The 24,531-nt window shown below is 58.1% G+C and carries 17 protein-coding genes, 1 pseudogene and 1 riboswitch; of the genes and pseudogenes, 13 read left to right on the top strand and 5 right to left on the bottom strand.

Annotated features, from left to right (window positions below; translation table 11 throughout):
- Positions 1-9 precede the first annotated feature (9 nt).
- Positions 10-816 carry an SWIM zinc finger family protein gene (locus E6C55_RS27715; protein ID WP_136373081.1) on the top strand — a complete coding sequence of 269 codons (807 nt, stop codon included), beginning with the start codon at positions 10-12 and terminating at the stop codon, positions 814-816.
- A 307-nt stretch (positions 817-1,123) separates the two neighbouring features.
- Here the strand turns inward: E6C55_RS27715 and E6C55_RS27710 are convergent, their stop codons facing one another.
- A complete protein-coding gene (locus E6C55_RS27710) occupies positions 1,124-1,879 on the bottom strand; it encodes a YdcF family protein (protein ID WP_136373080.1) in 756 nt (251 codons plus the stop codon).
- A 232-nt stretch (positions 1,880-2,111) separates the two neighbouring features.
- On the opposite strand from E6C55_RS27710, the gene E6C55_RS27705 reads away from it, so the two are divergent.
- The 6 genes from E6C55_RS27705 to E6C55_RS27680 are packed head-to-tail and all read left to right on the top strand — an operon-like array spanning position 2,112 to position 6,708.
- Positions 2,112-3,512, top strand: a complete 1,401-nt coding sequence (locus tag E6C55_RS27705) for a right-handed parallel beta-helix repeat-containing protein (RefSeq protein ID WP_168735912.1) — start codon at positions 2,112-2,114, stop codon at positions 3,510-3,512.
- Positions 3,509-4,042: a nitrous oxide reductase accessory protein NosL gene (locus E6C55_RS27700; RefSeq protein WP_136373078.1), complete on the top strand. Its 534-nt coding sequence runs from the start codon at positions 3,509-3,511 to the stop codon at positions 4,040-4,042. The genes E6C55_RS27705 and E6C55_RS27700 overlap by 4 nt, the downstream gene beginning before the upstream one ends.
- A 12-nt stretch (positions 4,043-4,054) precedes the next feature.
- Positions 4,055-4,876, top strand: a complete 822-nt coding sequence (locus E6C55_RS27695; RefSeq protein WP_136373077.1) for an ABC transporter permease — start codon at positions 4,055-4,057, stop codon at positions 4,874-4,876.
- Positions 4,869-5,624, top strand: coding sequence for an ABC transporter ATP-binding protein (locus tag E6C55_RS27690; protein ID WP_230986890.1), 756 nt, complete (start codon positions 4,869-4,871; stop codon positions 5,622-5,624). The genes E6C55_RS27695 and E6C55_RS27690 overlap by 8 nt, the downstream gene beginning before the upstream one ends.
- Complete coding sequence (locus E6C55_RS27685; protein WP_136373075.1) at positions 5,621-6,013, top strand: hypothetical protein; 393 nt, start codon at positions 5,621-5,623, stop codon at positions 6,011-6,013. The genes E6C55_RS27690 and E6C55_RS27685 overlap by 4 nt, the downstream gene beginning before the upstream one ends.
- 50 nt (positions 6,014-6,063) lie before the next feature.
- Positions 6,064-6,708 carry a response regulator gene (locus E6C55_RS27680; RefSeq protein WP_136373074.1) on the top strand — a complete coding sequence of 215 codons (645 nt, stop codon included), beginning with the start codon at positions 6,064-6,066 and terminating at the stop codon, positions 6,706-6,708.
- A 54-nt stretch (positions 6,709-6,762) separates the two neighbouring features.
- Here E6C55_RS27680 and E6C55_RS27675 read toward each other — a convergent pair whose 3' ends face one another.
- The gene (locus E6C55_RS27675; protein WP_136373073.1) at positions 6,763-7,125 is read right to left on the bottom strand and encodes a c-type cytochrome; all 363 of its coding nucleotides are present in this window, start codon (positions 7,123-7,125) and stop codon (positions 6,763-6,765) included.
- A 197-nt stretch (positions 7,126-7,322) separates the two neighbouring features.
- Between E6C55_RS27675 and E6C55_RS27670 the strand changes: the two genes are divergently transcribed.
- On the top strand, positions 7,323-7,982 hold the full coding sequence (locus E6C55_RS27670; RefSeq protein ID WP_230986892.1) for a response regulator: 660 nt from the start codon (positions 7,323-7,325) through the stop codon (positions 7,980-7,982).
- Positions 7,983-8,001: 19 nt separating this feature from the next.
- Here the strand turns inward: E6C55_RS27670 and E6C55_RS27665 are convergent, their stop codons facing one another.
- Both E6C55_RS27665 and E6C55_RS27660 read right to left on the bottom strand, forming a co-directional pair.
- On the bottom strand, positions 8,002-8,499 hold the full coding sequence (locus tag E6C55_RS27665; protein WP_168735910.1) for a FixH family protein: 498 nt from the start codon (positions 8,497-8,499) through the stop codon (positions 8,002-8,004).
- Positions 8,500-8,510: 11 nt separating this feature from the next.
- Positions 8,511-9,929: a PepSY-associated TM helix domain-containing protein gene (locus E6C55_RS27660; RefSeq protein ID WP_330999667.1), complete on the bottom strand. Its 1,419-nt coding sequence runs from the start codon at positions 9,927-9,929 to the stop codon at positions 8,511-8,513.
- A 215-nt stretch (positions 9,930-10,144) separates the two neighbouring features.
- A riboswitch (purine riboswitch) is annotated at positions 10,145-10,247 on the top strand.
- Positions 10,248-10,328: 81 nt separating this feature from the next.
- Between E6C55_RS27660 and E6C55_RS27655 the strand changes: the two genes are divergently transcribed.
- The 4 genes from E6C55_RS27655 (at position 10,329) to E6C55_RS27640 (ending at position 15,006) form a co-directional block, all read left to right on the top strand.
- Complete coding sequence (locus tag E6C55_RS27655) at positions 10,329-10,889, top strand: phosphoribosyltransferase (protein ID WP_136373070.1); 561 nt, start codon at positions 10,329-10,331, stop codon at positions 10,887-10,889.
- A 34-nt stretch (positions 10,890-10,923) separates the two neighbouring features.
- Positions 10,924-12,435 carry an IMP dehydrogenase gene (locus tag E6C55_RS27650; protein WP_136373069.1) on the top strand — a complete coding sequence of 504 codons (1,512 nt, stop codon included), beginning with the start codon at positions 10,924-10,926 and terminating at the stop codon, positions 12,433-12,435.
- Between the two features lie 132 nt (positions 12,436-12,567).
- Complete coding sequence (locus E6C55_RS27645) at positions 12,568-14,277, top strand: M4 family metallopeptidase (RefSeq protein WP_168735909.1); 1,710 nt, start codon at positions 12,568-12,570, stop codon at positions 14,275-14,277.
- 132 nt (positions 14,278-14,409) lie between these two features.
- Positions 14,410-15,006, top strand: coding sequence for a Uma2 family endonuclease (locus E6C55_RS27640; RefSeq protein WP_136373067.1), 597 nt, complete (start codon positions 14,410-14,412; stop codon positions 15,004-15,006).
- 552 nt (positions 15,007-15,558) lie between these two features.
- Here the strand turns inward: E6C55_RS27640 and E6C55_RS27635 are convergent.
- Positions 15,559-23,985, bottom strand: a complete 8,427-nt coding sequence (locus E6C55_RS27635; protein ID WP_136373066.1) for a cadherin-like beta sandwich domain-containing protein — start codon at positions 23,983-23,985, stop codon at positions 15,559-15,561.
- Between the two features lie 360 nt (positions 23,986-24,345).
- Between E6C55_RS27635 and E6C55_RS34920 the strand changes: the two are divergent.
- A pseudogene (locus E6C55_RS34920) lies at positions 24,346-24,531 on the top strand (IS5/IS1182 family transposase); the annotation flags it as partial.

The raw sequence follows: 24,531 nt of genomic DNA, 5'->3' as shown, positions 1-24,531 counted from the left end.
GTGGCAAAAATGGCGTTCTACAACGATTATCCGAAGTATGTGCCGGTAGCGGAGAAACGCAGGAAAGCGGAGAAGGCAGTGGAGAAGCTGCGGAAGGGCAACTCCGACATCGCGCCGGTCCGCATCACAGGCCGAACGGTTGCCCGCACCTGGTGGGGCAAGTCGTGGTGCGACAACCTGGAGCGCTACGCCGATTATGCCAATCGGATCGACCGCGGCCGCAGCTATGTGCGCCATGGCGCGGTGCTGGACCTGCGCCTTGCCGCAGGCAGGATCGCGGCGCTTGTGCAAGGCAGCGCCTCCAAGCCTTACAAGGTGGAAGTCGCCATCGATCCGCTGGCTCCGGGCATCTGGCAGGAGATGGTGCAGGCCTGCGCCGGGAAGATCGATTCCTTGCAGGAGTTGGCCGCAGGCAAGCTGCCCGCGGCGCTGTCCGAGCTGTTCACGATGAAGGGCAAGGGGTTGTTCCCGTCGCCGAAGGAGATCCGCTTCTCCTGCAGTTGCCCGGACGGCGCCTCGATGTGCAAACACGTCGCTGCCGTGCTTTACGGGATCGGCGCGCGCCTGGACGACGATTCCGCCTTGTTCTTCACGATGCGCAACGTCAAGATGGCCGACCTCGTCGCCAGCACCATTGCCGAGAAGTCCAAGGACATGATGACGAAGGCCGATGGTGCCGCATCCGGGTCCGGCCGCAGGTCGCGCCGAGTGCTGGCCGATGCCGACCTGTCCGGCAAGTTCGGCATCGCCATCGACTCCGGCGATGGTGATGGCAGAGGCAGAGGCGCAGCTAATGGCGATGGCGGCGTGACATGATCAACGCTGCTCTCCCCTCTGCTCCGATGACTTTTGCGATTTTATGTGGTTTTTCACATTCATCGGCTTGAATTGGATGGAATCTCGGCGTTTTATGTGGTTTTTAGCATACATACGGCAACTCGATCCGGAATCTCCGCCATGTATGCTATTTTTCACATAGAATCGTCCAAACTGCCCGTTATCGCACTGCACGAATGTGAAATTTCACAAAAATTTCCGGCTATGCCCCCGCTTCCCCTGCGAAGAGGCATTTTGCATCCTAAATGTACATTGAATTGCCCCCCCACTCCCCCCTAATTGCACACTAACGGAACAGATTCGCCGCAAGAAGCCCCAGGTACTCCTTCAACGCGGAGCCGGTCGCGGCGAACGCCTCGGCGCCGGGGAGCAGCATGGAGAGCGAGAAGCTCCGCGTGTCGTTCACCCGGTAATCGACGGGATAAGGCAGCACGTCTAGGCCGACGTGGCGGAATTCGTGCGATGCCCGCGGCATATGAATGGCCGACGTAATCAGAATCGGATGGGAGAGCCCCTTCTCCTCCAGAAGCTCGGCCGTATATTCGGCGTTCTGCTCCGTATTGAGCGAGCGGTTCTCGACGAGAATCGCGTCCTCCCGAATGCCCAGCTCCATCAACTGGCGGCGCGCGATGTCCGCTTCGTTCCCGCTCTCGGCGTATACCTGGCCCCCGGAGAAAAGAATCGGCAGACCGGTCGTCAGATGAAGCCTCGCCGCCGCGAGCAGGCGGTTCGCAGCCGAACCGGACAGGTTGCCCTGGCCGTTCAGATCGGGTGTCGTGCGGGTCGCCCCTCCGCCGAGCACGACGATCACGTCCCCCTGGGGATCGCTCGGCTGCCCGTACGTCCCCTCAAGCGCACCGACGAGAACGTTCGAGACGAGCGGCGTCGACGATGCGTAGAACAGAAGCGTCAGAGCGAATAGCCCAAGCGCGCCTCGGCGGGCTTGTCTCCGCAGACGGACAGCTAGAAGCAGCAGAAGCACGAGGAAGCCTCCGGGAGGAAGCACGAAGCTGTAGACGAACTTGATCAGGTAGACGGACATGCGCTAGGTTACCTCTTCATTCCAGAGAATAAGACCGTTTCTCTTTTCTTGTTATTGTAGCATGAGGCAATGCGAACGGGAGCCATGATCCAAAATTCGCAAAACCCTCACATTTCCCCCGCCGTATGGAAGTACGAATAGCCCCTTCGAGCCATCCTGAATAGTTAACCCATTCGTTACAATAGAAGTGGATGGACAAAGCAAGGAATCGGGTGAAGGGAACATGCATGGTATGGGAAAAGTCCGCCGAGGCGGCGTGGTTGCTTCCACGATGGTTCTGCTGCTCTTGGCCGCGAGCAACTGGCCGGCCGGAGGCTTCGCTGAAGTTCGCGCCGACGGCTCCGCAGCGGCAACGACCGCCGACAGCGACTACGGGAAGGACCGCGTACAGGACCTGCAGCCGCTGATCGACCGCACGCCGTCCGGTGGGACGCTGACGCTTGAACGCGGACGGGTATATGCGGGGCCGGCAACGATCGACAAGCCGATTACGCTTGCTTCGGCCGGGCAATCGACGCTGACGAATCCGGGGGATGAGCCCGCACTCGTCTTGAAGGCGGATGGCATCGTTATTCGGGATCTCATCATCCGCGATTCGGGAACGGACCCGAAGAAGCCCTCCGTGCTTGTTCAGTCCGATCGGAACCGGATCGAAGGAATCGACCTGGTGACCCAAGGGGGCGGCATCTACCTGCGGGAAGCGAACGACAATGAGCTGAGGAACAACCGGATTCAGGGAGCCGGGGCCGGCAAGCGGTCAGAGGCGTTCTCCAAGCGCGGCAACGGAATCGATCTGTTCGGTTCTTCCCGCAACGTCATCGAGGGCAATACGATTATCCACGTTCACGACGGCATCTATGTGGAGAGCAGCAACGAGACCCGGGTCAGCGGCAACACGGCGATCGATTCCCGCTACGGCTTCCACTTCATGTTCTCGGGCAAGCCCGAGCTCGTGGACAATGTCGGCGAAGGCAATGTTACCGGCGGCATGGTCATGGGCGTGGAAGGCGCCGTCGTCGAAGGGAACCGCTTCGACAAGCAGACGGAGAACGTCAATTCCCAGGGGATCCTGCTGTATGACGTTCACAACTCCCGAATCGATCGCAATCGCGTCGAAGGGAATCGCGTCGGCGTCTATATCGAGAACTCGACCGGGAACTCGCTTGCGGACAACGAAGTCTCGCGCAACTTTATTGGCATGCAGATGATCGGGGCAAGCGGGAACGCGTTCAAGGACAGCGTATTCGCGGCCAACGTCATCCAGGCCCAGGCGACGGAGAGCGACGACAACACGCTTAGCGGGAATTATTGGGACGACTTCGGAGGGCTCGACGAGAACGGGGACGGCTTCAGCGAGCTTCGCTACGAGATCGATCCGTTCTTCCTTCAGGCGACAGAGGACATCGACGCCTTCCAGATCTTCTTCCAGTCGCCGGGGCTGCCGTTCCTGGCGGAAGTATTCCGAACCGACACCTCCAAGTGGCTGAAGGATCTGAAGCCGCGAATCGAGCCTCCCTCCTGGTACGAAGAACCGGGCGGCTCCGAAGGAAGAGGAACGACGCTGCGGCTCGGGCTCGCGCTACTTGCCGCATCGGCAATGACAATTTACAGATGGGGGTATCGCAAATCATGAAGAGATCAATCGCGTTTATGCTGGCAACACTGTTCGCTATGGCCATCCTGGCCGGATGCGGCAAGACAACCTACGAGCCGGTGGCTATCGACGAGAGCGTCGACAAGTGTCCGATCTGCAATATGGCAGTGGCCGACGATCAGTACGCAACCGAGATTATTCTCAAGAGCAAGCAAGCGCTCAAGTTCGACGACCTTGGCGATCTGCACGTGTGGAAGCAACAGAACGGAACGAAGAACATCGGCGAGCAGTTCGTGCGCGATTACAACACGAAGGAATGGGTAAAGCTGAGCGATGCAACCTACGTGTACGACAAGTCGATTCGCACCCCGATGGCGTTTAATGTGATCTCCTTCAAGGAGAAGACGGATGCGGAAGCATACATCTCCAAGGAAGGAGTCGGCCAACTGCTGACGGCCGAGGATCTGGAGAGCCATGAATGGGCGACGAACGAGGACATGATGCACTCCATGATGTCCGAGCATGCCGACGAGATGATGGATATGGACATGGGCTCGGAGTCCAAGTAAGGAGCAGTGGCCATGCTTCATTTACGAACGATAGCGTTAAGAGAACTCAAGCTCGGCTTCCGCAATCCGTGGGCGTACTCGTTTATGGCCCTGTTTGCCCTGTTCAGCCTGGCTCTGCTGCTTATTCAATCGCGAACGGGCCTGTCGGGCTACACAAGCACAACCGGGACGATGATCAATCTGATCCTCTACCTGCTGCCTCTGATGACGATGCTGCTCGGCTCGTTCTCGTTAACGACGGAGAAGGAAGAAGGGGGATGGCGGCTGCTCTCCTCCTTCTCGCTTCGAACGCATTCTTACATCTGGGGCAAGTATGCGGGCCTGGCCCTCGTTCTGCTGCTTATCGCAGGCTTCGGCTTCGGGTTGTCGGGAGCCATAGGAGCCTTGTTCGGCCAGGCGTTCGAGCCGTCCGAATTCGGAAGATTCCTGCTGTTCTCCGCTCTCATCATTTTCTTGTTCCTTGGCATAGCCGTCCTTGTCGGAGCCATCTGCGGCAATCGCTGGCAAGCGCTCACCTACGGGGTCGGCATCTGGTTCTTCCTCATTCTGGGCTGGCCGACGATTCTTATGGCGGTGCTCGGCTTCCTTCCTTACGTGTGGATCAAGCCGGCTCTCGTTCTCCTGATCTTCTGCAATCCCGCGGAGCTGAATCGATTGTTCCTTATTGTGAAAATGGGCGGAGGCTCGATTCTCGGTCCCGAGTACTATCAGTGGGTGGATTGGATTCAGCGACCGACGGGAAGCCTGGTGTTCGCGGCCGTCTGCCTGCTCTGGATTCTCGTTTATGTGGAGCTGGCGACTTGGCTATGGGAACGGGGGCGGCGACGTGACTAAGGTTGTGCTGGAAGTCGACCAGGTATCGAAGGAGATTGGCAAGACCACTCTTCTCCATCCTTGCTCGCTGGAAGTCGGCCAAGGGGAGATCGTCGCCTTGTGCGGCGGCAACGGCGCGGGCAAGAGTACGCTGATTCGCATGCTGGCCGGCATCTCCAAGCCTTCGGCGGGCTCCGTTCGCCTGGACGGGCTGAGCTGGTCGGACAATCGCATCGCTTATGCGAATCGAATCGGCTACATGCCGGACGAATTCCAATTCGGTTCGGCCTTGACGGCATACGAGACGCTGGCCTTCTATGCGGCTCTCCGCCGCATCGGCAAGGAGCGCATCCTTGAACTGCTGGAGCTGGTCGGTCTGACGGAGGTGCGCAGCCGCAAGGTATCCACCTTCTCCAAGGGGATGCGCCAGCGCTTGTTGTTCGCGCAGGCCATGCTGGCGAAGCCTGCCCTGCTCCTGCTCGACGAACCGACGAACGGACTCGACCCTTATTGGATGGAGGCATTCGGCCAATTGATCCGGCAAGCGGCGGGCACCGGCCAGGCCGTCGTCTTCTCCACGCACCAATTAAACATTGCCGAAGCCTATGCGGACCGGGCGCTGTTCATGGCCTCCGGACACGTTCGTTATTCGGGAGACATCGCAGCCCTGGCGAACGACTACCGGAGCGAAGGCGGCTTGTACGGCGCCTTCCAGGCCCTCGTAACAAACAAGGAAGATCACCTTAAGATAAGGAGGATGACCCAATGATGCGCATCTATCCAAGCGGATTGATAAAGACGGTCTTGGTTGTCCTGCTTGCCTTCGCAGCATTGACGGGCTGCTCGGCTTCGGGGAAGACGACGCTCAAGTATTCCGAGGTCGTGCTGTCGAGCAATCCCGCAGCGCCCGTCGCGAACGAGAGCACGAAGCTTATTGTCCAAGTCGACAATCCCGAATATGTCGACCAGGAAGCCGAGGTTCAACTGCAGATCAATTCCAAGAGCTCGCTGCCCAGCCTGATTGATGCAACCCGCGAAGGAGATAACTACACGGCAGACTACATCTTCCCTTCTGCCGGCGAATATACGATTACCGTTCATATGGAATTCGAGGAAGAGCATTATGCGATAGCGAAGAAGCTGACCGTCCAGGAATAAACGGCAAGCGCGAGCATGAAGCGACTTCACGAGGAAGCGAGGAGATCGCAGTGGAGCAGCCTTTCCGCGTCATCATCATTGACGATCACAGGCACGCGAGAGAAGGGATGCGGTATATTCTCAGTCAGGATCCGATCTTCGAGCTTGTGGCTGAGGGCTCGAACGGAGCGGAAGCGATCGCCCTGACGGAGCAGTGGATGCCGGACATCGTTCTGATGGACATCAATATGCAAGGCATGGACGGGCTTGAAGCCACGAAGGCGATCAAGGACAGGTACCCCTATGTGAAGATTGTCATGGTAACGGTATCGGACGATATCCTGCATCTGCTCGACGCTCTCAAGAAGGGCGCTTCCGGGTATCTGCTCAAGAATCTGCATCCCGAAGCCTGGACCGAATACTTGCGCGCCATCGCTTACGACGAGGTGCCCCTGTCGCGAGAATTGGCCCAGCGAATCCTGCACGAATTCACTTCGCCGTCCCGCACTCCACAGCCCGCCATTCCATTGACGGCTCGAGAGCAGGAGATTCTGAAGTGGGTGTCCAAGGGGCATTCGAATCGGGATATCGCCGATTCCCTTGTTATCTCGGAGCATACGGTCAAGAATCATCTCAAAAATATTTTGCAGAAGCTTCACATGGACAATCGCGTGCAATTGGCCAGATATGCATATGAACAGGGGTATGACAAGTGAAGATAGCCAACAAGGGAGACCGATGTCGATTGCGACAACGGTCTCCCTTGTTGCTTATTTGTTGCCTGCGAGCCAGTTGGTGAGGTTGATCAGTTCATCCTCGGTCAGCCTGCTCTCGAACTTCGGCATTCCGCCGCCGCCGTTCTTGATCTGCTTGTAGATCTGTTCCTTGGTCATCTCGGAGCCGACCGTCGTCAGCTTGGGACCGACTCCGCCCTGAAGCTGATCCCCATGACAGGACAGACAACTGCTCTTGTAGATCTGCTGGTCGGCTGCGATGTCGACAACGGTATCCGGCACGGTGAAGGAAGCGGACGGCTCGGCGCTCTCTTCCTTCTCCGGAAGTCCGTTCGCGAGCAATCCGATCCCGAACAAGCAAGCGGCAACAATCAGAGTGGACATGATCCACTTATACACGGGGGTTCCTCCTTCGTTCTTGCAGTCATCTTATTTTATCAATTGGTTCACCAAGGATTCCATGACTCCAAAGAGTCATATGTATCGCCTTGCACGCGCTGAAAATGACCAATTCGAGGCATTACGTCCCCCTCCCGATTGGGGTTAACATGGGGATAAGCCTCTATTCCCGGCTGAAGAACGGAGTCGTGATCGCAATGAACGGCCCTGCCACTATTCTGATTGCCGATCGTCAGGCAGCATCCAGAGACAACTTAAGAACCTTGCTCCAGCTCGATTCCACGATCAGGGTTGTTGCGGAGACCGACCGCGGGGTCGAAGCTGTTGTCCTCACCGAGCAGATGAAGCCGGACATGGCGCTCGTCGACATGGAGCTGACGGACATGAACGGGCTCGATGCGATTAAACGGATCAAGGAACGAGTCCCGTCCGTCATTGTCATTCTTCAATCCGAATCCGCCGATGTACGATGCTTCTTCGACGCCATACGGGCAGGCGCTCAGGGCTATGCGCTGAAGTCGCTGGACCCGGCCTCCTTGCACGAATACTTGAGGTCGTTCCTCATTGAGGGAGCCTCGCTTCCGAGTGAGCTTGGCCGCCACATCCTGCAGCAGTTCGTCTCGCGCGGCCCCCTTAATGGCGGCGGTCTGCCGGTGCTGAGCATCATGGAGCGAACGTTGCTGGAATTCTTGTGCAGAGGTTACAAGAACGAGGAGATCGCGGACGAGCTGCTGCTGTCCGAGAGCGCGGTCCGAATTGCGCTGAAGGACCTGATGTTCAAGCTCGGTCTGCGGAATCGGCTGCAGCTCGTTCGTTACGCCTTCGAGCAAGGACTGTACCCTCGTTCGCAGCTATAGAACCTCAAATCGGATAATGTTAATGGTGATGACCTTCCGAAGCGGCTTGCGCCGCTTCTCCTTCCCCTTCACCTGCGCCTTCCAATTGCTCCAATGCCTCCACTGCGGCTGCTCCGATGGCGATTCGCTTCGCCGGCATTACTTCCAGATTGCCGGAAGAGACGCGGCTCTGCACGATGTACATGCCCTCAGTGCCGAATGCGTAGTTCGCGGTGTACACGCCGGGGGATTGTTCGCTGGCCGCAATCGTCACGGCGTGCTCCGAATCTCCGTCCGGCCAGACGACGAATTCCGCCTTCTCCGCTTGCACCAGCGGTTCCCCGCTCTTCTTGACCTCCACGGACAGAGGAACCTCCGCCAGAACATCCGCCGGAGCCTCCACCTTCAGATCGACGGTCAGATGAGGTTTAAGGCCGTTCTCGTCCAAGCCCTCCGTGTTTGAGGTGCAGCCGCCCAGGGCGATCAAGAGCATGGCAAGCGCTATGCCGTTGCGAACCGAAGCGTAATGAATTCTCATATGAGTCCCCCCTAAGCCGCGAACCATGTCTTTAACGGCTTGATTCTGCGTATGACGAGCCAGTCGAGCAGCAGGACGACAACAAGCGATACGCCGACGAGCGGCATGAGCACGCCGCATACGAGCATCAGCGCCAGTACGGCGATCGACACCTTGCGGTTCTTCGTCCGACTGGGCGCTCCAAGCCCGTCAGGCTTGCGCTTGCGCCACATAAAGTATGAGCTGATCGAGATCAGCACGAGACCGAGAGCCGCGACCAACCCGAGCAGTTGATTGGCGAGGCCGAACAAGCGTCCTTCGTGAAGGGCAATGCCATAAGAGATCAGCTTGCCCGCGATGCCGTAGTCGGCGAAGCGAACATCGGTCAGCACGGCGCCGCTGTATTGATCGATATGAAGCGTTGCATCATGGTCCGGCTTCTTATGGGAGGTCGAGACGGTAAACACCCCCGCCTCTCCGCTGGGAAGCGTAATTGTGTAAGGCTTCAGTACATTCTGCTTGTCGACAATCGCCTCTACGTCGTTGACCGACAACGTCATATAGCCGCCGCTTGCAGACGATAGAGGCACGGGCAAGTCTTGCGTGGCCCATGGCAAGTCATCGGCAATATCCTTGGACTTGACCGTAACCGATTCCGGACCGGGAAGGAAGCTGTAAGCGTAAGGAGGAACGTTCGTATTCGTATTGTCCGCCAGCTTGCTGATCTTCGGTCCGAGCACTCCCGACCAGGGAAGTCCGGTCAGGATGAGGAGAATCAGCATGATGGAGATCCAGAACGCCGGCACGGCATGCAGATCGCGCCAGAACATTCGGCTGCCCGGCTTGCTGAGTCGGGGCAGTATCGTGCCCCAGATGCCGCTTCGACTGCGCGGCCACCAGAGAATAAGACCGGTCGCAATAAGAATAACCCCCCAGCACGCCGCCAACTCGACGAGTCGATTCGTCCAGGTGCCATCGATAAGCAACTGGCTGTGCAGCTTCTTGAAGACAGCCGAGAACGTCTTGTTGCTGTCCAACGAACCGTTGATGTTGCCGGTGTACGGATCGGCGTACATGGTCGTCGCCTTGCCGGCGTAATTGACCGACATGGAGTAGGCAGCCTTCGGATCGTTGGTCAGGGTAAGCGAATTTACGGTCGATCCCGGATACCCTTTCTCCGTCTTCGCGATGATGTCCGCAGGGGACATCGCCTGCTGCCCCGTCAGGCTGACGGTCAACAGGTCCTTGTACAGAATGCCTTCAATCTGAGGTTTGAACAGATAGGCGGCGCCGCTTACCGCCAGGATGATCAGGAATGGCGCGAAGATGATGCCGGCATAGAAGTGCCATCTCCACACCGCTTGATGCACGGCTTGCTTGACCTTCGGCGCTTTGGGCGCTTTGGGCGGATTTCCCGCCTCCGGCGGGATGGAATGGGCCAATTCGCTCAATGGAATACTCCTCCGTTCGGGTTTGACAATCTAGCCCGAGTATAGAGGCATTCATGCTGACATGGCATGACCCCAAAGAGTCATTTGGAACCGTACTTGTGGACAATAAATGGAGTTTGCGAGGCACTTGTTCCCAAGCCCAATTTAAGAATTGACGATTGACAGCCGACAGCCGCAATGATAATATTGTGAAAATTATTCATGTAATAAAATGTGACACAAACTCTTCAAACTCTTGTATAAGCCCGCGAATACGGCGCAGGCGTATCTACAGGCAACCGTTAATTGCCCCAGGCTACAAGAGACGCTTCGCATCGACCGCTTCGGCGCCGAGCGGCGACGTCTCTTCGCTCGGGGCTATTTGGTCTACCTATTCCGAACGATCAAGGAGTGAGCACGATGTCCAAGGTTTACGCGCAGCTCGACAAGTCCATCCGCGACGCCCGCAGCGTCCGCATCAAGAAGACCCCGTCGACCTTCTACGACTTCAAGCTGTATCCGTTCGGCGAACGCGGCACGTACATCGCTCCCGAGCTCATGGCCGAGATTGCCGACAGCCTGGCCGAGACGATCCGTCAGCGCTTCGAGAGCTACGATTACATCGTCTCTCCGGAGCCGGGCGGCCACACGTGGGGCATGCTCGCCGCCTACAAGCTCGGCAAGCCGATGAATATTCTCCGGCTCAGCACGGAGCTGTATGAAGAATACGAGGTGCGCATGAAGCGGGAGACCGCTTATAATGAGAATTACTTATATTTCGAAGGCTTCCGCAAGGGCGACCGGGTGCTTCTTGTCGACGACGTCATCAGCTCGGGAGCGACGCTGCGAGGCATCGCGGCCCAGCTTGCCGAGCTGGACGTGACGCTGGTCGGCATCCAGGCCATCATCGCCAAGGGCGAGCATTACCGCAAGCTGGCGTCCGACCTCGGAGTCCCGGTTCACTGCCTAAGCTTCGTGTAAGCTATATTGACATTTTCGAGAGGAGAGTATTCGCATGGCCTACTATTATGAGCGGCCTTCCCGCACGTTTAACGAGTTCCTGCTTGTTCCCGGGCTGACGACGAAGCAGCACATTCCGGGCAATGTCACCCTGAGGACGCCCGTCACCAAGTTCAAGAGGGGCGAACAGCCGGCGCTGACGATGAATGTGCCTCTCGCTTCCTCGATCATGCAGGCGGTGTCCGATGCCAATATGGCGATCGGGCTTGCGAAGTGCGGCGGCATCTCGTTCATCTACGGCTCGCAATCGATCGAGAAGCAGGCGGAGATGGTGCGGCGGGTCAAGAAGTTCAAGGCGGGCTTCGTCATGAGCGACTCCAACCTGAAGCCGGACGATACGCTGCAGGACGTGCTCGCGCTGAAGGCGCGGACCGGCCACTCCACGATCGCCATCACAGAGGACGGGGCGCCGAACGGCAAGCTGGCGGGCATTGTCACGAGCCGCGATTACCGGGAGAGCCGTACGCCGTTGTCGACGCCGGTGTCCGAGTTCATGACGCCGCTGCCCTCTCTCATCTATGCGGAGGAAGGCATCACGCTGCCCGAGGCGAACGACATGATCTGGGAGCACAAGCTGAACAGTCTGCCTGTTGTGGACAGGGATGGGTGCCTTCTTTATGTTGTTTTCCGCAAGGATTATGACAGCCAGAAGGAGTATCCGCTGGAGCTTCACGACGAGAACAAGCAGCTCATTACCGGGGCGGGCATCAACACCCGGGATTACGCGCAGCGGGTTCCGGCTCTCCTCGAGGCGGGGGCGGACGTTCTGTGCATCGACTCCTCGGACGGGTATTCGGAATGGCAGGCGGAGACGATCCGGTTCGTGAAGAGCACCTATGGGGAAAAGGCGAAGATCGGAGCCGGCAATGTCGTGGACCGAGACGGGTTCCTGTATCTGGCGGAGGCGGGCGCGGACTTCGTGAAGGTGGGCATCGGCGGCGGTTCGATCTGCATTACCCGCGAGCAGAAGGGGATCGGCCGCGGCCAGGCGTCCGCCGTTATCGAGGTTGCAGCCGCGCGGCAGGAATATTACGAGAAGACGGGCATCTACATCCCGATCTGCTCGGACGGCGGCATCGTGCACGACTACCACATCACGCTCGCGCTCGCGATGGGAGCCGACTTCGTCATGCTGGGCCGCTACTTCGCCCGCTTCGACGAGGCGCCGGGGCGCAAGCTGCTCGTGAACGGCAACTTCGTGAAGGAATATTGGGGCGAAGGCTCCAGCCGGGCGCGCAACTGGCAGCGCTACGACTTCGGAGGCGCGGGCAAGGAAGCGAAGCTCGAGTTCGAGGAAGGCGTCGACTCGTTCATTCCGTATGCCGGACGGCTGAAGGACAATCTCGACCTCACCGTCAGCAAGCTCAAGTCCACGATGTGCAACTGCGGCGCGCTGACGATTCCGGAGCTGCAGGAGAAGGCGAAGATTACGCTCGTCTCCTCGACGAGCATCGTCGAAGGCGGCGCCCACGACGTGATGCTGAAGGAGCAGGAGCGTTCGAATTGAGCGAACGAATTGAGAGACAGGCGTTCCTAGGAAGCTAGCAGCTATTGTATAATAGAGAGAACATGCAAGACGCCTTCGGCCGTTATGCGCCGAGGGCGTCGTTTGATGACATCGAATGTTCTGGAGGTTCTCATGCCGCAACCGCGCTCCGCGAATTTACCGCTCTTAGGAGCCCGAACGATTGTCGCCGTTCTCGCGCTGCTTCTCCTTGCCGCCGCAGCCGTTCCAGCCGCCCCCGGCTCTTCCGGCCGCTCCGTCGGTGCCGAATCCGCCTCTGCTGCTGCCGATGAAGCGGCTCTCGGCGCGCTGCCTGCTCCGTACTCCGGCGGAGACTATCTTCTTGTACACGCAAGCGTCGGAGTCGAAGGAGCCGCAAGCTACCTGCTTCAAGCCGCTTATCGGGGAATTCCGATCTACGGAAGCTACCTCTCGCTCGATCGTCCCGCAGGCTCGGAGGAGCTGATTCCGCGCGGCGAGCCGCGCGCGCTTCCGGAAGCCGAATTATCGGCGCTGAACACGACTCCTTCGCTGACGGAGAGCGAAGCGATCGCTATGTATAAGGCCGAGCTTGCGCGCAAGCTCGGCGGGCCGATCGGAAGCTCGCCGGTTGACGGGGACGTGCCGGCGCCGAAGGCGAGCCTGGTTATTTATTCGTTCGGCGGCATCGCGCACCTGGCCTACGAGACGGAGCTGCGATTCACGCTGCCCGAGCTCGGCGATTGGGTCGGTTGGATCGATGCGCATACCGGGCTTCTGATCGATGAGATCAACCGGATCAGCGGGATGAACGCCATCGCGGCAGCTTCGGCATCGGGATCGACATCGGGAGCGACTTCTGTTCAGGCAGCCGCAGCGCCGATCGGCTGGGGCAAGGGGTATAACGGCGCGCAGCAGTCGTTCTACATCTCGTCCGAGAAGTCGACGGGCAAGCCGACGATCTATCAGTTGATCGATACGACACGGCCGGCCGCGATCAAGACGCTCGACTTCCGCAAGCCGTCCAAGAGCAAAACCCGTCCCGAGGGCTACGAGTATATCGCTTCGACCGCCAAGACGTTCGCCGACACGGCGGCCGTCGACGCCCATGTCAATGCCAAGCGGGTCTACCTGTTCTACAAGAACCGCTTCGGGCGCAACAGCCTCGACGACAAGAACATGGATATTCTGTCGTTCGTGCATATCGACAGCAAGACGATGCGCGACAACGCCGTCTGGACCGGTTGGGCGATGTATTACGGCGAAGCGACCGGTCTGGCGAACGGAGGCGCCAACTGCACGTCCTGCGCTCTCGATCTGGTCGCCCACGAGATGACGCACGCCGTGACGCAATACACGGTCGGTCTGGAATACCGCGGCCAGTCCGGCGCGCTGAACGAATCGATCTCCGACATCATGGCCTCCGTCATGGACTCGGACGACTGGGAGATCGGCGAGGATACCGGCGCCGCTTCGCGAAGCCTGGCCGACCCGGCCAAGTACGGCCAGCCCGCGTCCATGAGCGAATACGTCGATCTGCCCGTGGACGAGAAGCATGACAACGGCGGCGTTCATGTCAACAGCGGCATTCCGAACCATGCCGCTTACCTGACCGCGCTCAAGATCGACAACGCGGACTTCGGCCTCAAGGGCCGCGACACGCTCGGCCGCCTCACCTATGTGCTGCTCCGCGACCGTCTCCTCTCGCCGACGGCCAGCTTCCAGGACGCGCGGGACGCTTACATCGTCGCCGCCTCCCGGCTGTCCGGCCTGACCGATGCGCAGAAGAGCAAGCTGGCTTCGCTCGTCAGCGCTGCTTGGCAAGCCGTCGGAATCGGGAATTCGACAAATCTCATTGACAACTGATAGGTCATTCTTCATAATGATGGTAATTATGTCGGGGAAGCACCTCGCAAAGTCGAACACGAGCCGTGTTTCTTTGCCGGGGTGCTTGTTTTTTAATAGGACTTGTTTTTTTAATAGGAGAGGAGAAGCCGCATGAAGAAGAAAACCTATGAAGAGCTCATCCGGGAATATCCCGTGACGTACGAGATGTATGCCAATATGGTCGACGATGAGAAGCGTTACGAGATCTCTGACGGCGTACTGGAGCTCATGAGCCCGTCTCCTACGTTTACTCACCAGTCGATAACCGGCGTGTTGCACTATATACTCACAACCAGTTGTCGCAACGATTATATCATCGTCGCATCGCCGATCGACGTCATCTTGTCCGACACGGAGGTCAGGCAGCCGGATCTTGTTATCATCCATCGAAGCCGAATGTCGATCATTAGCAACAGGGGCATTAACGGAGCTCCCGATCTTGTGGTAGAAGTCACCTCCGAGCATTCGCGCCGGAGGGATAAGGTGAAGAAGCGGGTCGTGTATGCCCAGTACGGCGTGCCGGAATATTGGATTGTCGACCTCTCTAATTTAACGTTGGAGCAATACGTATTGGATGGAACCCGCTACGAACTGACCGAAGTTTATTCCGGGGACGACACGATCCATTCGCAGACGATGCCCTGCGCCTCGTTCAGCATGAACGGGATCGTGCAGAGCCTGCCCATACCGCCTGACGCGCTGGAGTGAATGCGGATGCGATATACTCCGCCGCTTAGCAGCAGATAGAGTGCCGTCCGTACCTGGCTGAGTTCGCTGTTGCGGCGGATAACGGCTTCCACCGCCTCAAGGAGATCCCCCGATGCCGCTCCCCCGCTTCGTTTTTCCTCGGCAGTGAGTCCGTATGGGCGACGGCGCGCCAAGGCGCGATCCGCCTCTCTCGTCCGCTGTCTTTGTCTTATTCGATTTTATGCGGTTTTTCACATTCGTCGGCTCGCATTGGGCGGAAATCACGGTGTTTTATGTTGTTTTTAGCATACATGCGGCGGTTCGAGCTGGAATTTTCTCTATGTATGCTATTTTTCACATAAAACCGGTCAACCGGCCCGTTATCGTGCTGCATGAATGTGAATTTTCACATAAATTCTTGGCATCTGGCGGACGGCGTCCGAGTATGTCGGGGAAGCTTGGCGAAGACGCGATACGGGCAATAAATAAATGTGCAAAAAAACGGCATTCGCCGTCCGGAACCGGACGGGAATGCCGTTTGTGCCTTGCTGGGATACTTGCCTAGCTATCCGATCAGTTCGAATCGATCAGGTCGCTGCGGATGAGCAGGTTCTGCAGCATCGCGGCAGTCTCTTCGCGCGTGACCGTGCGGAGCGGCTTCACGGAGCCGTCGACGTAGCCGGTCAGGAGACCGAGCTGCAGAGCCGAACCGATCGCCGCTCTCGACCAAGTCGGAATGTCGGCTTGGTCGACAACCTTCTCGAGCGTCAATGCCGAGTCGGATTCGCTGATTGCGCTCTTGCCGACGAGAACCCATGCCTTGTTCAGGATGGCGACGGCTTCGGCGCGCGTGATTGTCTGCTGCGGACGGAACGTGCCGTCCGTGTAGCCGTTGATCAGGCCATAGGCCTTCGCCGAGGCGACGGACGATGCGTACCAATCCTTCGTCTTCACGTCGGAGAAGCTGCCGTCCGCTTGCGTCGGAAGCCCGAGCGCCCGGACGATCATCGCCGCGAATTCCGCGCGGGTGACGCCGCGGGTCGGTGCGAACGTGCCGTCTCCTTGCCCCGCCAGTATCTTGCGGGATGCGAGGTTCTCAATCGCGTCTTGCGACCACTTGCCCGCGATGTCCGGGAAGGTCGCCTTGTTCGAGATCAGCGTGTAGACGCTGTTCGTGAAGCTGTTCATGACGGCGAACTCGCGATCGCCTACTCGCGTCACGACGGTAGGAATGTGCTGCAGCGTGCCGTCTTCCGCGATGCGGACGCCGGTCGTGATCTGCGAAGCCGCGGTTCCTTCCGGCAGAGCGATGGAGCGTTGTACGTATTCGGAGAAGCGATCCGCTTCGATCGTCCGTCCGTTATACGTGTACGTAATCGTGAACTCCACCGGAGTTCCGATAACCGCAGCTCCCGACGCGGCCGCCTGCTTGGCGATGGACTGGCTCTCGTCTTCGCCGACAAGACGGATATCCACCTTGACCACGATATCCTCAAGCGAGCCCGAAGAGAATGTATTGCGAATCTGCGTCAGATCGATGGCCGAGGTCGGAAGGCGATAGGTCGAGCCTCCCGCGTCGAAGAACAGAATGGCGTCCTTCTCCTTCATCTTCTCGACCAGATCGGCCGTCAGCTCGGTCGTCATGCGGTCCGGCGTCATGCCCGCGTCGATCGTAATGACCGGATTCGCACCCTCGCTCTCGAGCAACTTCTTGGTCTCGTCGGCAAGGAATGTCACCTTCAGAATCGTTTTGCCGTTCTCTTCCGTCTTCACACCCTTGGCGATCTTGTCGTTGTCGCCGTTGTTCACCTTAACGTTGAACGTCTCGGAGGAACTGCCGCCGCCGACAAAGCTGCGGGTAATGCCAATCGAGTACAGGTTCGTCTCCGACTTGTCCGGCGATTCGACTTGAATCAGAACCGAATTGTCGCCGACGTTAAGGTTCGCCAGAGCGATGTCGTTATCGTCCACGACGACTCCGTTGACCTTGACCGTCGCTCCTTCGACATTCGCAACTGCCGTGATCTTCACGGAAGAGCCCAGCGTCTCCTTCGTTACGGCGTAGTTGCGAACGAGCGGAGCGAATTCGCGAGTCAGCTCAAGGCCGTCGACCGACAGATCGCTCAGCAAGAGAGCTTGCGAGAACTCCTTGTCCTTGTAAATAACGATCTGATAGGTCTGTTCGGAGCCATCCTTCGCCTGTACGTTCAGCGCGAAGCGATTCGTTCCTTGATTGAGCACCAAGGAGCTCGTTCCGCTGGAGCTTACGTTGTCCCCGTTCAAGGTCACGGCGGCGTCAGAATCAGCAGCAGCGTAATTCAATTGAACGGACTCTACACTTGCTCCGACACGGGCGTTATATTCGAACACCTCGCTGTCGAACACGGATGGAGTCATCGAGATGCCGGACAGTTGAAGCTGCGCGAGCGATGCGTCGCTGCTCGCTGCGCGAGTGACGTGAAGCGTGTACGTCGTCGCCAGAGTCCAATCCGGAGTCGCTGCCGAGGCTTCGTTCAGCGATAGCACATCCACCGTGATTGTCGTTCCGGCTTCGCTCGTTGCGATAGGAATGGCAGCCGAAGCTTGGCCGGATGCCACAACCGCTTCGCCCACTCTAATCAGCGAGCCTGCCGCCGCAACGGTCGGCGTAACCTTGACGGACTCGATATCGGACGAGACCGCGACGTCATAGCTGTCGACGGAACCGTTAAACGAGCGAGACAGCTCGACCGACTCTTCGGAAGCCGTATTGTCGGACAGGATGCCTTCCAGTTCAAGCCCGCTGAGGCTCGCCAGATCGGATTCCGACTTCACCTCGATGGAGTACGACTTCGTGGCAATTCCGTCTGCGCCTGTTACGACAATCGGAATCGTCATCCCCAAGGTGACGGGAACTTGCGCCGAGAATTGCTCATCGGCCGCTTGACCCGCAATCGTCACCGTAGCTTCCGGATCGACCGGAACGGCCCAGACGCGAAGCTGCTTCGTGCGGACATCGAGCCCCAGCTCGTAATCCGCAACCGACGATTCGAACGTCGATGTGAAGATGCCGTCGTCCGTTCCGAGCGCGCCGAGATCGACTGCCGTCTCTCCCGCAACCGCTTCGCCGGAGGAGAATACCTCCAAGCGATGAATCGTCTCGTTGCCTGCCTGATCGATTGCGATCATCTCGATCGGCAGCGATCCCGTCGCCGGAATGGCGGCGTAATAGATGTAATGGCCCATTGCGTCGACCGGTACGACCGTATCGTTAATCGTCAGCGTAACTCCCGCTTCCGATACGCCTTCCAGCTTAACGCGGTCGCCTTCAATGACTTGTCCGTTAACCGCCGTCTTCAGGTACAGGTACGGAGCCGTACGATCGACAACCAGTCTTCCGTAGGAGTAGCTGACGTCTCCTGCGCTATTAACGGCTTCAACCTCGATCGTGTACGCCTTCTCGCTCAGCTCGCCGAGATGGAATTCTCCCGGGGTTCCGCCGGACGCCGCAACCTCGTCGCCGTCCACATACAGCTTAATCGTTGCGTTCTGGTCGCTCTGCGCCTTGAGAACGACATCGCTCGCGGACGTAACCGCCAACGTATGCTGCAGAGCTTGCTTCTCTTCGGCGGTCAGACCGGCAAGCGTCTCATCCGTGACGTTGTACGGATAGTACGTTTGCAGCGGAACGCTGTCGCCGTCGTCCAGGTAAGAGACGGTCAGCTTCGCCGGATTCGGAACCGGCAGGGTGACGCTGGCCGGGTCAGACAGTTCGCTGACGTACAGATTGATGAGCGTGTCGTCGTTGACTCCCGCAATCGTTCCGTATTCCGCCTTGATAGCCATGACGCGGAACCGGTAATCGACTCCCGTCTCGATGCCGGACAGGACAATCGTTTGGTTCGCTCCGTTGCCCGAAGCGACTTCGCCCTCATAGGACGTTCCGTTAAAGTCCACATTGCCGTTCACATCGGCCGGATAGATCCGGTAAGATGTCGTCTCTGCATACCCCGGATCGGTGAAGCTGATCCGGACCTCTCCGTTGCCGATCGCTGTCGCTTGGACGGACGTTGGTTTCGGCTGCATTTTCACAGCTTGGTACGTCAGAGGATCGTTTAACGTCTTGTAGATCGGGCCGTACGATTCGCTGTCCGCGACAACCGCGAGGTAATAGTCTCCCGGCAGATACCCTTCCGGAAGCGTCACGGTGCGGATGCCCGTCGCCGGCAGATCGGATGCGAGCACATCGCCGACCGGAACGATCTTGCCTTCTTCGTCCTTGTCGCCGTTCGCCAGAATCAGGCTAACCTTCGTATCCTGCTTGGCGTTCTCGACCTTCCATTCGACCTCGTACGTATTGCGTGCAAGCTGTGCCGATGCCTTGAGCTTGGTCACTTCCGGAATCGGAGTCAGCAGGTATTGCTTGATCGAAGCGTTAAGCTTCGTCTTGATCTTGATCGTACCGGCAGCCGATGCGTCCACCGTTACCATCAGCCCTTCGGCATCCACAATCGCGTTGCGGTTAGCGGCATTCTCGTCGGTGATGACGGCCACTTCCTGCCCGTTGATGCCGTAAATCTTCGTGCTGGCGTCTCCGCCCGCGATATCGAACAGATACTTGCCCTTCTCGCCGATTCGCAGCGAGTACGTAATCGTCGACGTCTCGTCGGTCAATTCTTCCATCGTCATCCGGCCCGACAGCGTCAGACCGAACGAATCGGTGAAGCCGTTCGACTTGACCAGCCAGACGCCTTCTTGATCGACATCGACAAGCGCGCGGATAACGCCTTGCGAAGCGTCGAACACCGCGTTCCAGTCCTCGTCGGACGAGTCCGTTACGAGCGGATACTCGGTACCGTCTGGACGGTATAGCTTGGTCTCCGTGCTTGCGCCTTGGATCTCGAGAAGAACTCGCGAGCCCTTAAGTCCCGTGAAGTTCGCAGCTGAGACGAACTCGGAGCCTTCGATCCAGGCGAGAGCTTCGCTCATCGAGGCATCGGACGCCATGCGGTACAGGTTCGCATGAGCCTCCGCTCCGGCGATCGCATACCACGTTCCCGCTTCCGGCGCTTCGACGAGAAGATACAGCTTGCCGTCTTCCGCAACCCATTGCGTATTGTAAGCTTCGCTTGCCGAGCTTGCTTCCGTTGCGTACGGACGGCCGTCCGACTTCAGCAGCAGAGCGTCTGCAACCGTCTCCTCGAGCTCGACGAGGTACTTGCCGCGCTTCGCGAAGGTGACCGGAATCATCGATTGCACATCCGAGCCGTCGAGCAGTTCGGCCGCATCGGCGAGCGACAGCGACGAATGGCGGAACAGTACCTTATGAATCGCCAGGCTCAGGCTGTTTGCCGAGCTAAGCTTCCAGGTGCCAGGCGTCAGATCGACCGCCACGACCGTCTTGTCCGCGGACTCGTCGTAGTAGGCGTTGATCTTGGCCTCGTCTTCCGATTCGAACACAATCTCGTACGGTGCGCCGTTCGGACGAGTAAGGCTGAGATTCGCCTGCTCCCCTTCGATCGCGATCAGACCCGAATAGGCCTTGTCGACGGCGAAGGAATGGACCAACTTGCCGCCGGACTTCTCGACGCTCGGGTTCGTCTCCGCGACGACGGTCGCCAACTTGGCAGCGTTGTACGTGCCGAAGGCGGTCGAACGAATATCGCTGGCGGAGAACAGCTTCTCCCCGGTGACGCCCGGGATGTCGCCCGTGTCCGCTGCCGTCCATTCTCCGGCTGTGTTCGGGTCGGTATACCAGAACCAGCTGCTGACGGTGTTGTAGATGCTCTTGGCCGTATTCACGACTGCATTAGCCACGTTCTTGATCGTCGAGCTCAGGTCGACGTCCCAGTCAAAGCTCTTGGTCGAGAACGGATACTTCACCGTGAACCCGATGCCGATGACGGACAGTGCGCCCTTAAATCGGCTCGAATCGACGCCCACTTCCGCCGAAGTCAGCTTATAGCCGCCGACAAGCGGAACGCTGCCCGGGATTTGCACGGCTGCCTTGGCGTAGCCTGCGAAGGACGAGCCTTGGAAGTAGCTGGCCGCAACCTGCCCGACAATGATGTCGATGATGTTGATCTGCGCGTCAAAGTCGAAGCCGGCCCGGTTGTAGCCCTTGTAGCCGGTCGGGTTGAACACGACAAACATGTTGACGCCTGCGATGTTGATTTTGTAGATTGCCAGCTTGCCCGATGCCTCGAAGTGGTTGGCGGACAGCGACACCTTCAGGTCGTTGCCGTTCACCATATAAGTGCCGGCAAGCTTCGGCGTGATGTAGTCCGACATGCCCGCCAGAACGGAGAAGGTCAGCGGAGCCTGCGACAAGGCCGTCATGTTGGACACGCCGCCGCCGAGCTTCGTCAACTGCGCGCCCGTCGAGCCGAGCTTCATCTCCTTCTGGACGGCGAAGCTGATCGAATCGAGCTTCTTGTCGACGATAAGCAGGTCGATGTCGAAGCCGATCTTCGCCTTCTTCAGTTCGGCGGATGCCCCGACTCCGAATTGAGGCACACGGGTGTCGATCGAGAACCGCAGCGCCGCCGATTCGAGCGGGCCGGACTTGAACTCCGCCGGAACCTCGAATTTGGCTGCGAGATCGAAGCGGTTCTGCTTGAACTCGAGGGCCTCGACGTCGGCCGAGGCACCGATCGTCGTACCGGCCGCCTTGAAGCCGAGGTTGGCGCTGCCGGAGATGCGAATGCCGCCCTTGATGAAGGTGAACGAGTTGACGGACACCGGCATATTGAGACCGGTCAGGTCCGAAGCCGCTCCCGCCAATCCTCCGTTCAAAGTGAAGCGGAAGGTGGCCGGCGTGAAGCTGAATTGCCCCTCATAGACCGTATACGTAGATAGAAGCGGAATCGTATTCTTGCCGTTAACGTAGAATCTGCCGTTACCGGTGATCTCTCCCGTTGACTTGTCGACGGTAAGATCCGTCCCCTTGAACAACAGATTATCGTTAAGCGTGACCACCGAATTCGTGTCGCGCAGACGATAAATGTTCGGCTCGGATGCGTTGACGACGAACGGACCGCGCAGTTCGATCTCTTCAACGTCATTCGGATCGGGACGTACTTTCGGGTTCTCTACCGTCACAACCTCGTAGTTGATCGAGCGGTAAGCCGGATCATCCGTCAATTCGATCGCATTCTCGAACAGCTTGCTGTCGAAGTACTCATGTCCGATACTGATATCGTACTTGCCGAGCGGCAGCTTCTCGCCGCTTATCGTCGGCAGCTTGATCTTCAGCGAGTTGTTGGTCGGAGACTGGATATCGGAACGCGGAATGACGTATTCCGTATTGTCCTCTCCGGTCAGCTTAACGCTCAGATCCGTATGCGGCAGACGCTTCAGCAGCCAATACAGGTTCTGGCCAACAACCGTTGCGTACTCCGCATCGTCCCGGTAAATCTTGGACGGTCCTGCGTTCAGATACGTGAGCTGCTCCTTCGGCATCGGCATCTGAACGGCGAAGGTCTTGGCTTCGCCTTTATCTTCGCCCTTCGAGTTGATGGCATACGCTCGAACCTCGTAATACGTATCTTCCTTCAAGCCTTGCAGCGTGACGTTATACGTGCCGGAGGTATCCAGAACTGCCTTGGGAACTGTGCCCGAATATGGAATCCAGACGTTGCTGTCGTCATCCGTCTTCTCTCTGTAATCGACGCCCCATATGGTATTCTCCCCGCCGGTATTGACTACTTGGACAGGAATGACCGCTCGCTGATCGGTCGGATTGTCCGCGATGTATTGCGGAATGGGCTCTCCCGTCTCTACCGTTGGAGCAACCGTAATCTTCAGATCGTAATAAGCCCCGTACTCGGTCGAGATTCGGAAGCTCGGTACGGCCTGAGCGATGTCCGTCGCCATATAATAGTAAGTCGCTTGTCCGTTCGAATCCGTCGCAAGGCTTGGCGCCGTATCGAGCGGAGCCAAGTCGTTGTCCGGATCGAGGAAGGTAACATTGTCTTCCTTCTCCACAATGAGGTTCAAATCCGGTCCCGGATTGCCCTTCGAATCGACCAGCCTTACATCCGCCTTGCGATAGACGGCTCCTTCTACCGAAGGTGGGACAGGCGGCTCATACACGGCCGACGTCACCGAGAAAATACTCGGAGCCTCGACATAAGTCGCACTGTTCAAGTCGATCGGATCATACTTGTTCGTGAAGTACCATTGCTCGATGTCGTGATTCTGCCATGCCGATCCCGTCGCCGCCGTGAAGCCGGCGTAAATCTCTTCGGCGCCGAGGTAGCTTTGGAGATTGACATTGCTCTGGGTCAAAGTCGGCGTCGTCGGCCGGTTTGCGTTCGAGCTAAGATAAACGTACAGCTTCTGTTCGACCGTGCTGTAGTCGATCCAGGCATGCACGTCGCTCCCCGAGTTGAAGTCGATGCCCGTTACGTTGACGGCCGCCGGATTGCCGTTCTTGCCGTGGGTAACCACACCGTTAAAGTCGACGGCGACGTGATTGTCGCTCGGGTCTCCGTTATTGCCCCACTGTGAAGAGCCGTTGTTAAACGTGTCGAACTCGATGCCGACGCTGTTCGTGATGTTCTCGAAGCCCATGCCGCCGCCGAGGCTGCCTGCGCTGTTCGAACGCGTCTGCAGGGCGAACACGATGCCGTCCGCGCCCGGAGGGGTGCCCGTCGTTCCTCCCGGACTCGTCATCTTGAACGTAAAATATGTACTGAAGCCGGTGCCGGCCCGCAACGAAACTTTCTCTTTGTTGAACACGGTGCCGTACTTGTCGCCTTGGTTCGGAGTCAGGCGAAGATTGCCGGAATCGCCCCCGCTCCCTACATAGCTGGAGCTGCCGTTAAACACCAAACGGTTGGAAGCTTGAACGAAGTCCGTGTACAAGAACGTGATGTACTTGACCGGCTTCTCCGGCTCCGCGCCTGCGACTCTCGAGCCAGACGAGTACCCTGACAGAACCAGCTGCAGGGCAAGCATCCAAGCAAGCACCGCAGCGATTCTTCTCCGACTGAACAGCCTACCGATTGATCCCTTCATTATATCCCTCTCTCTGTCATGGAATTGGCATTACGCCAACCGCGCCCCTTCCGAAGGCTCAGTTCTCCAGACCTAAGTATAAAGAACGCCACTTAAAAAAAACTAAACAATTCGACACCATTCACGATTCAAAGCGGATTTTTGTCAAAAAATGCGGGAACGAGCCGGGGGAACGAGGAAAAACGAGATGGAGAGGAGCGGCGGGATCGTGGGAGGGACGCGCCCGGTTCGGCTGGATTCGGTGCCGCCTCCGACGAAAGTTTTAATGCTAAAAACCAGGTTGTTGAAAAAGACATTTCAATTAATTAACGCGGTAATGTGTTATCATATAGAAAAAGCGAATGAATGTGGGGGACGAGCATGAGCTCCGAGCATCTCAACCAAGGAAGATTTCAAGTCGAAATGGCCAGTACGGATAGGTTAGTTCCTGAAGATCACTTGCTCCGGCTAATCGATATGCATATCGACTTCTCCTTTATTACGGAGAAAACGAGGCCCTTCTACACGAGTACGACGGGCCGTCCCCCCATTCCGCCGATTCGTCTC

The organism is Cohnella fermenti, from assembly GCF_004801405.1.
In the GTDB taxonomy this organism is placed as follows: domain Bacteria; phylum Bacillota; class Bacilli; order Paenibacillales; family Paenibacillaceae; genus Cohnella; species Cohnella fermenti.
This window is presented reverse-complemented; position numbering and strand designations above follow the sequence as displayed.

Coding starts and splice junctions, on each gene's coding strand:
- E6C55_RS27715 (WP_136373081.1), top strand. CDS start 10: ATGGCGTTCTACAACGATTATCCGAAGTATGTGCCGGTAGCGGAGAAA.
- E6C55_RS27710 (WP_136373080.1), bottom strand. CDS start 1,879: ATGTCCGTCTACCTGATCAAGTTCGTCTACAGCTTCGTGCTTCCTCCC.
- E6C55_RS27705 (WP_168735912.1), top strand. CDS start 2,112: ATGGGAAAAGTCCGCCGAGGCGGCGTGGTTGCTTCCACGATGGTTCTG.
- E6C55_RS27700 (WP_136373078.1), top strand. CDS start 3,509: ATGAAGAGATCAATCGCGTTTATGCTGGCAACACTGTTCGCTATGGCC.
- E6C55_RS27695 (WP_136373077.1), top strand. CDS start 4,055: ATGCTTCATTTACGAACGATAGCGTTAAGAGAACTCAAGCTCGGCTTC.
- E6C55_RS27685 (WP_136373075.1), top strand. CDS start 5,621: ATGATGCGCATCTATCCAAGCGGATTGATAAAGACGGTCTTGGTTGTC.
- E6C55_RS27670 (WP_230986892.1), top strand. CDS start 7,323: ATGAACGGCCCTGCCACTATTCTGATTGCCGATCGTCAGGCAGCATCC.
- E6C55_RS27665 (WP_168735910.1), bottom strand. CDS start 8,499: ATGAGAATTCATTACGCTTCGGTTCGCAACGGCATAGCGCTTGCCATG.
- E6C55_RS27655 (WP_136373070.1), top strand. CDS start 10,329: ATGTCCAAGGTTTACGCGCAGCTCGACAAGTCCATCCGCGACGCCCGC.
- E6C55_RS27650 (WP_136373069.1), top strand. CDS start 10,924: ATGGCCTACTATTATGAGCGGCCTTCCCGCACGTTTAACGAGTTCCTG.
- E6C55_RS27645 (WP_168735909.1), top strand. CDS start 12,568: ATGCCGCAACCGCGCTCCGCGAATTTACCGCTCTTAGGAGCCCGAACG.
- E6C55_RS27640 (WP_136373067.1), top strand. CDS start 14,410: ATGAAGAAGAAAACCTATGAAGAGCTCATCCGGGAATATCCCGTGACG.
- E6C55_RS27635 (WP_136373066.1), bottom strand. CDS start 23,985: ATGAAGGGATCAATCGGTAGGCTGTTCAGTCGGAGAAGAATCGCTGCG.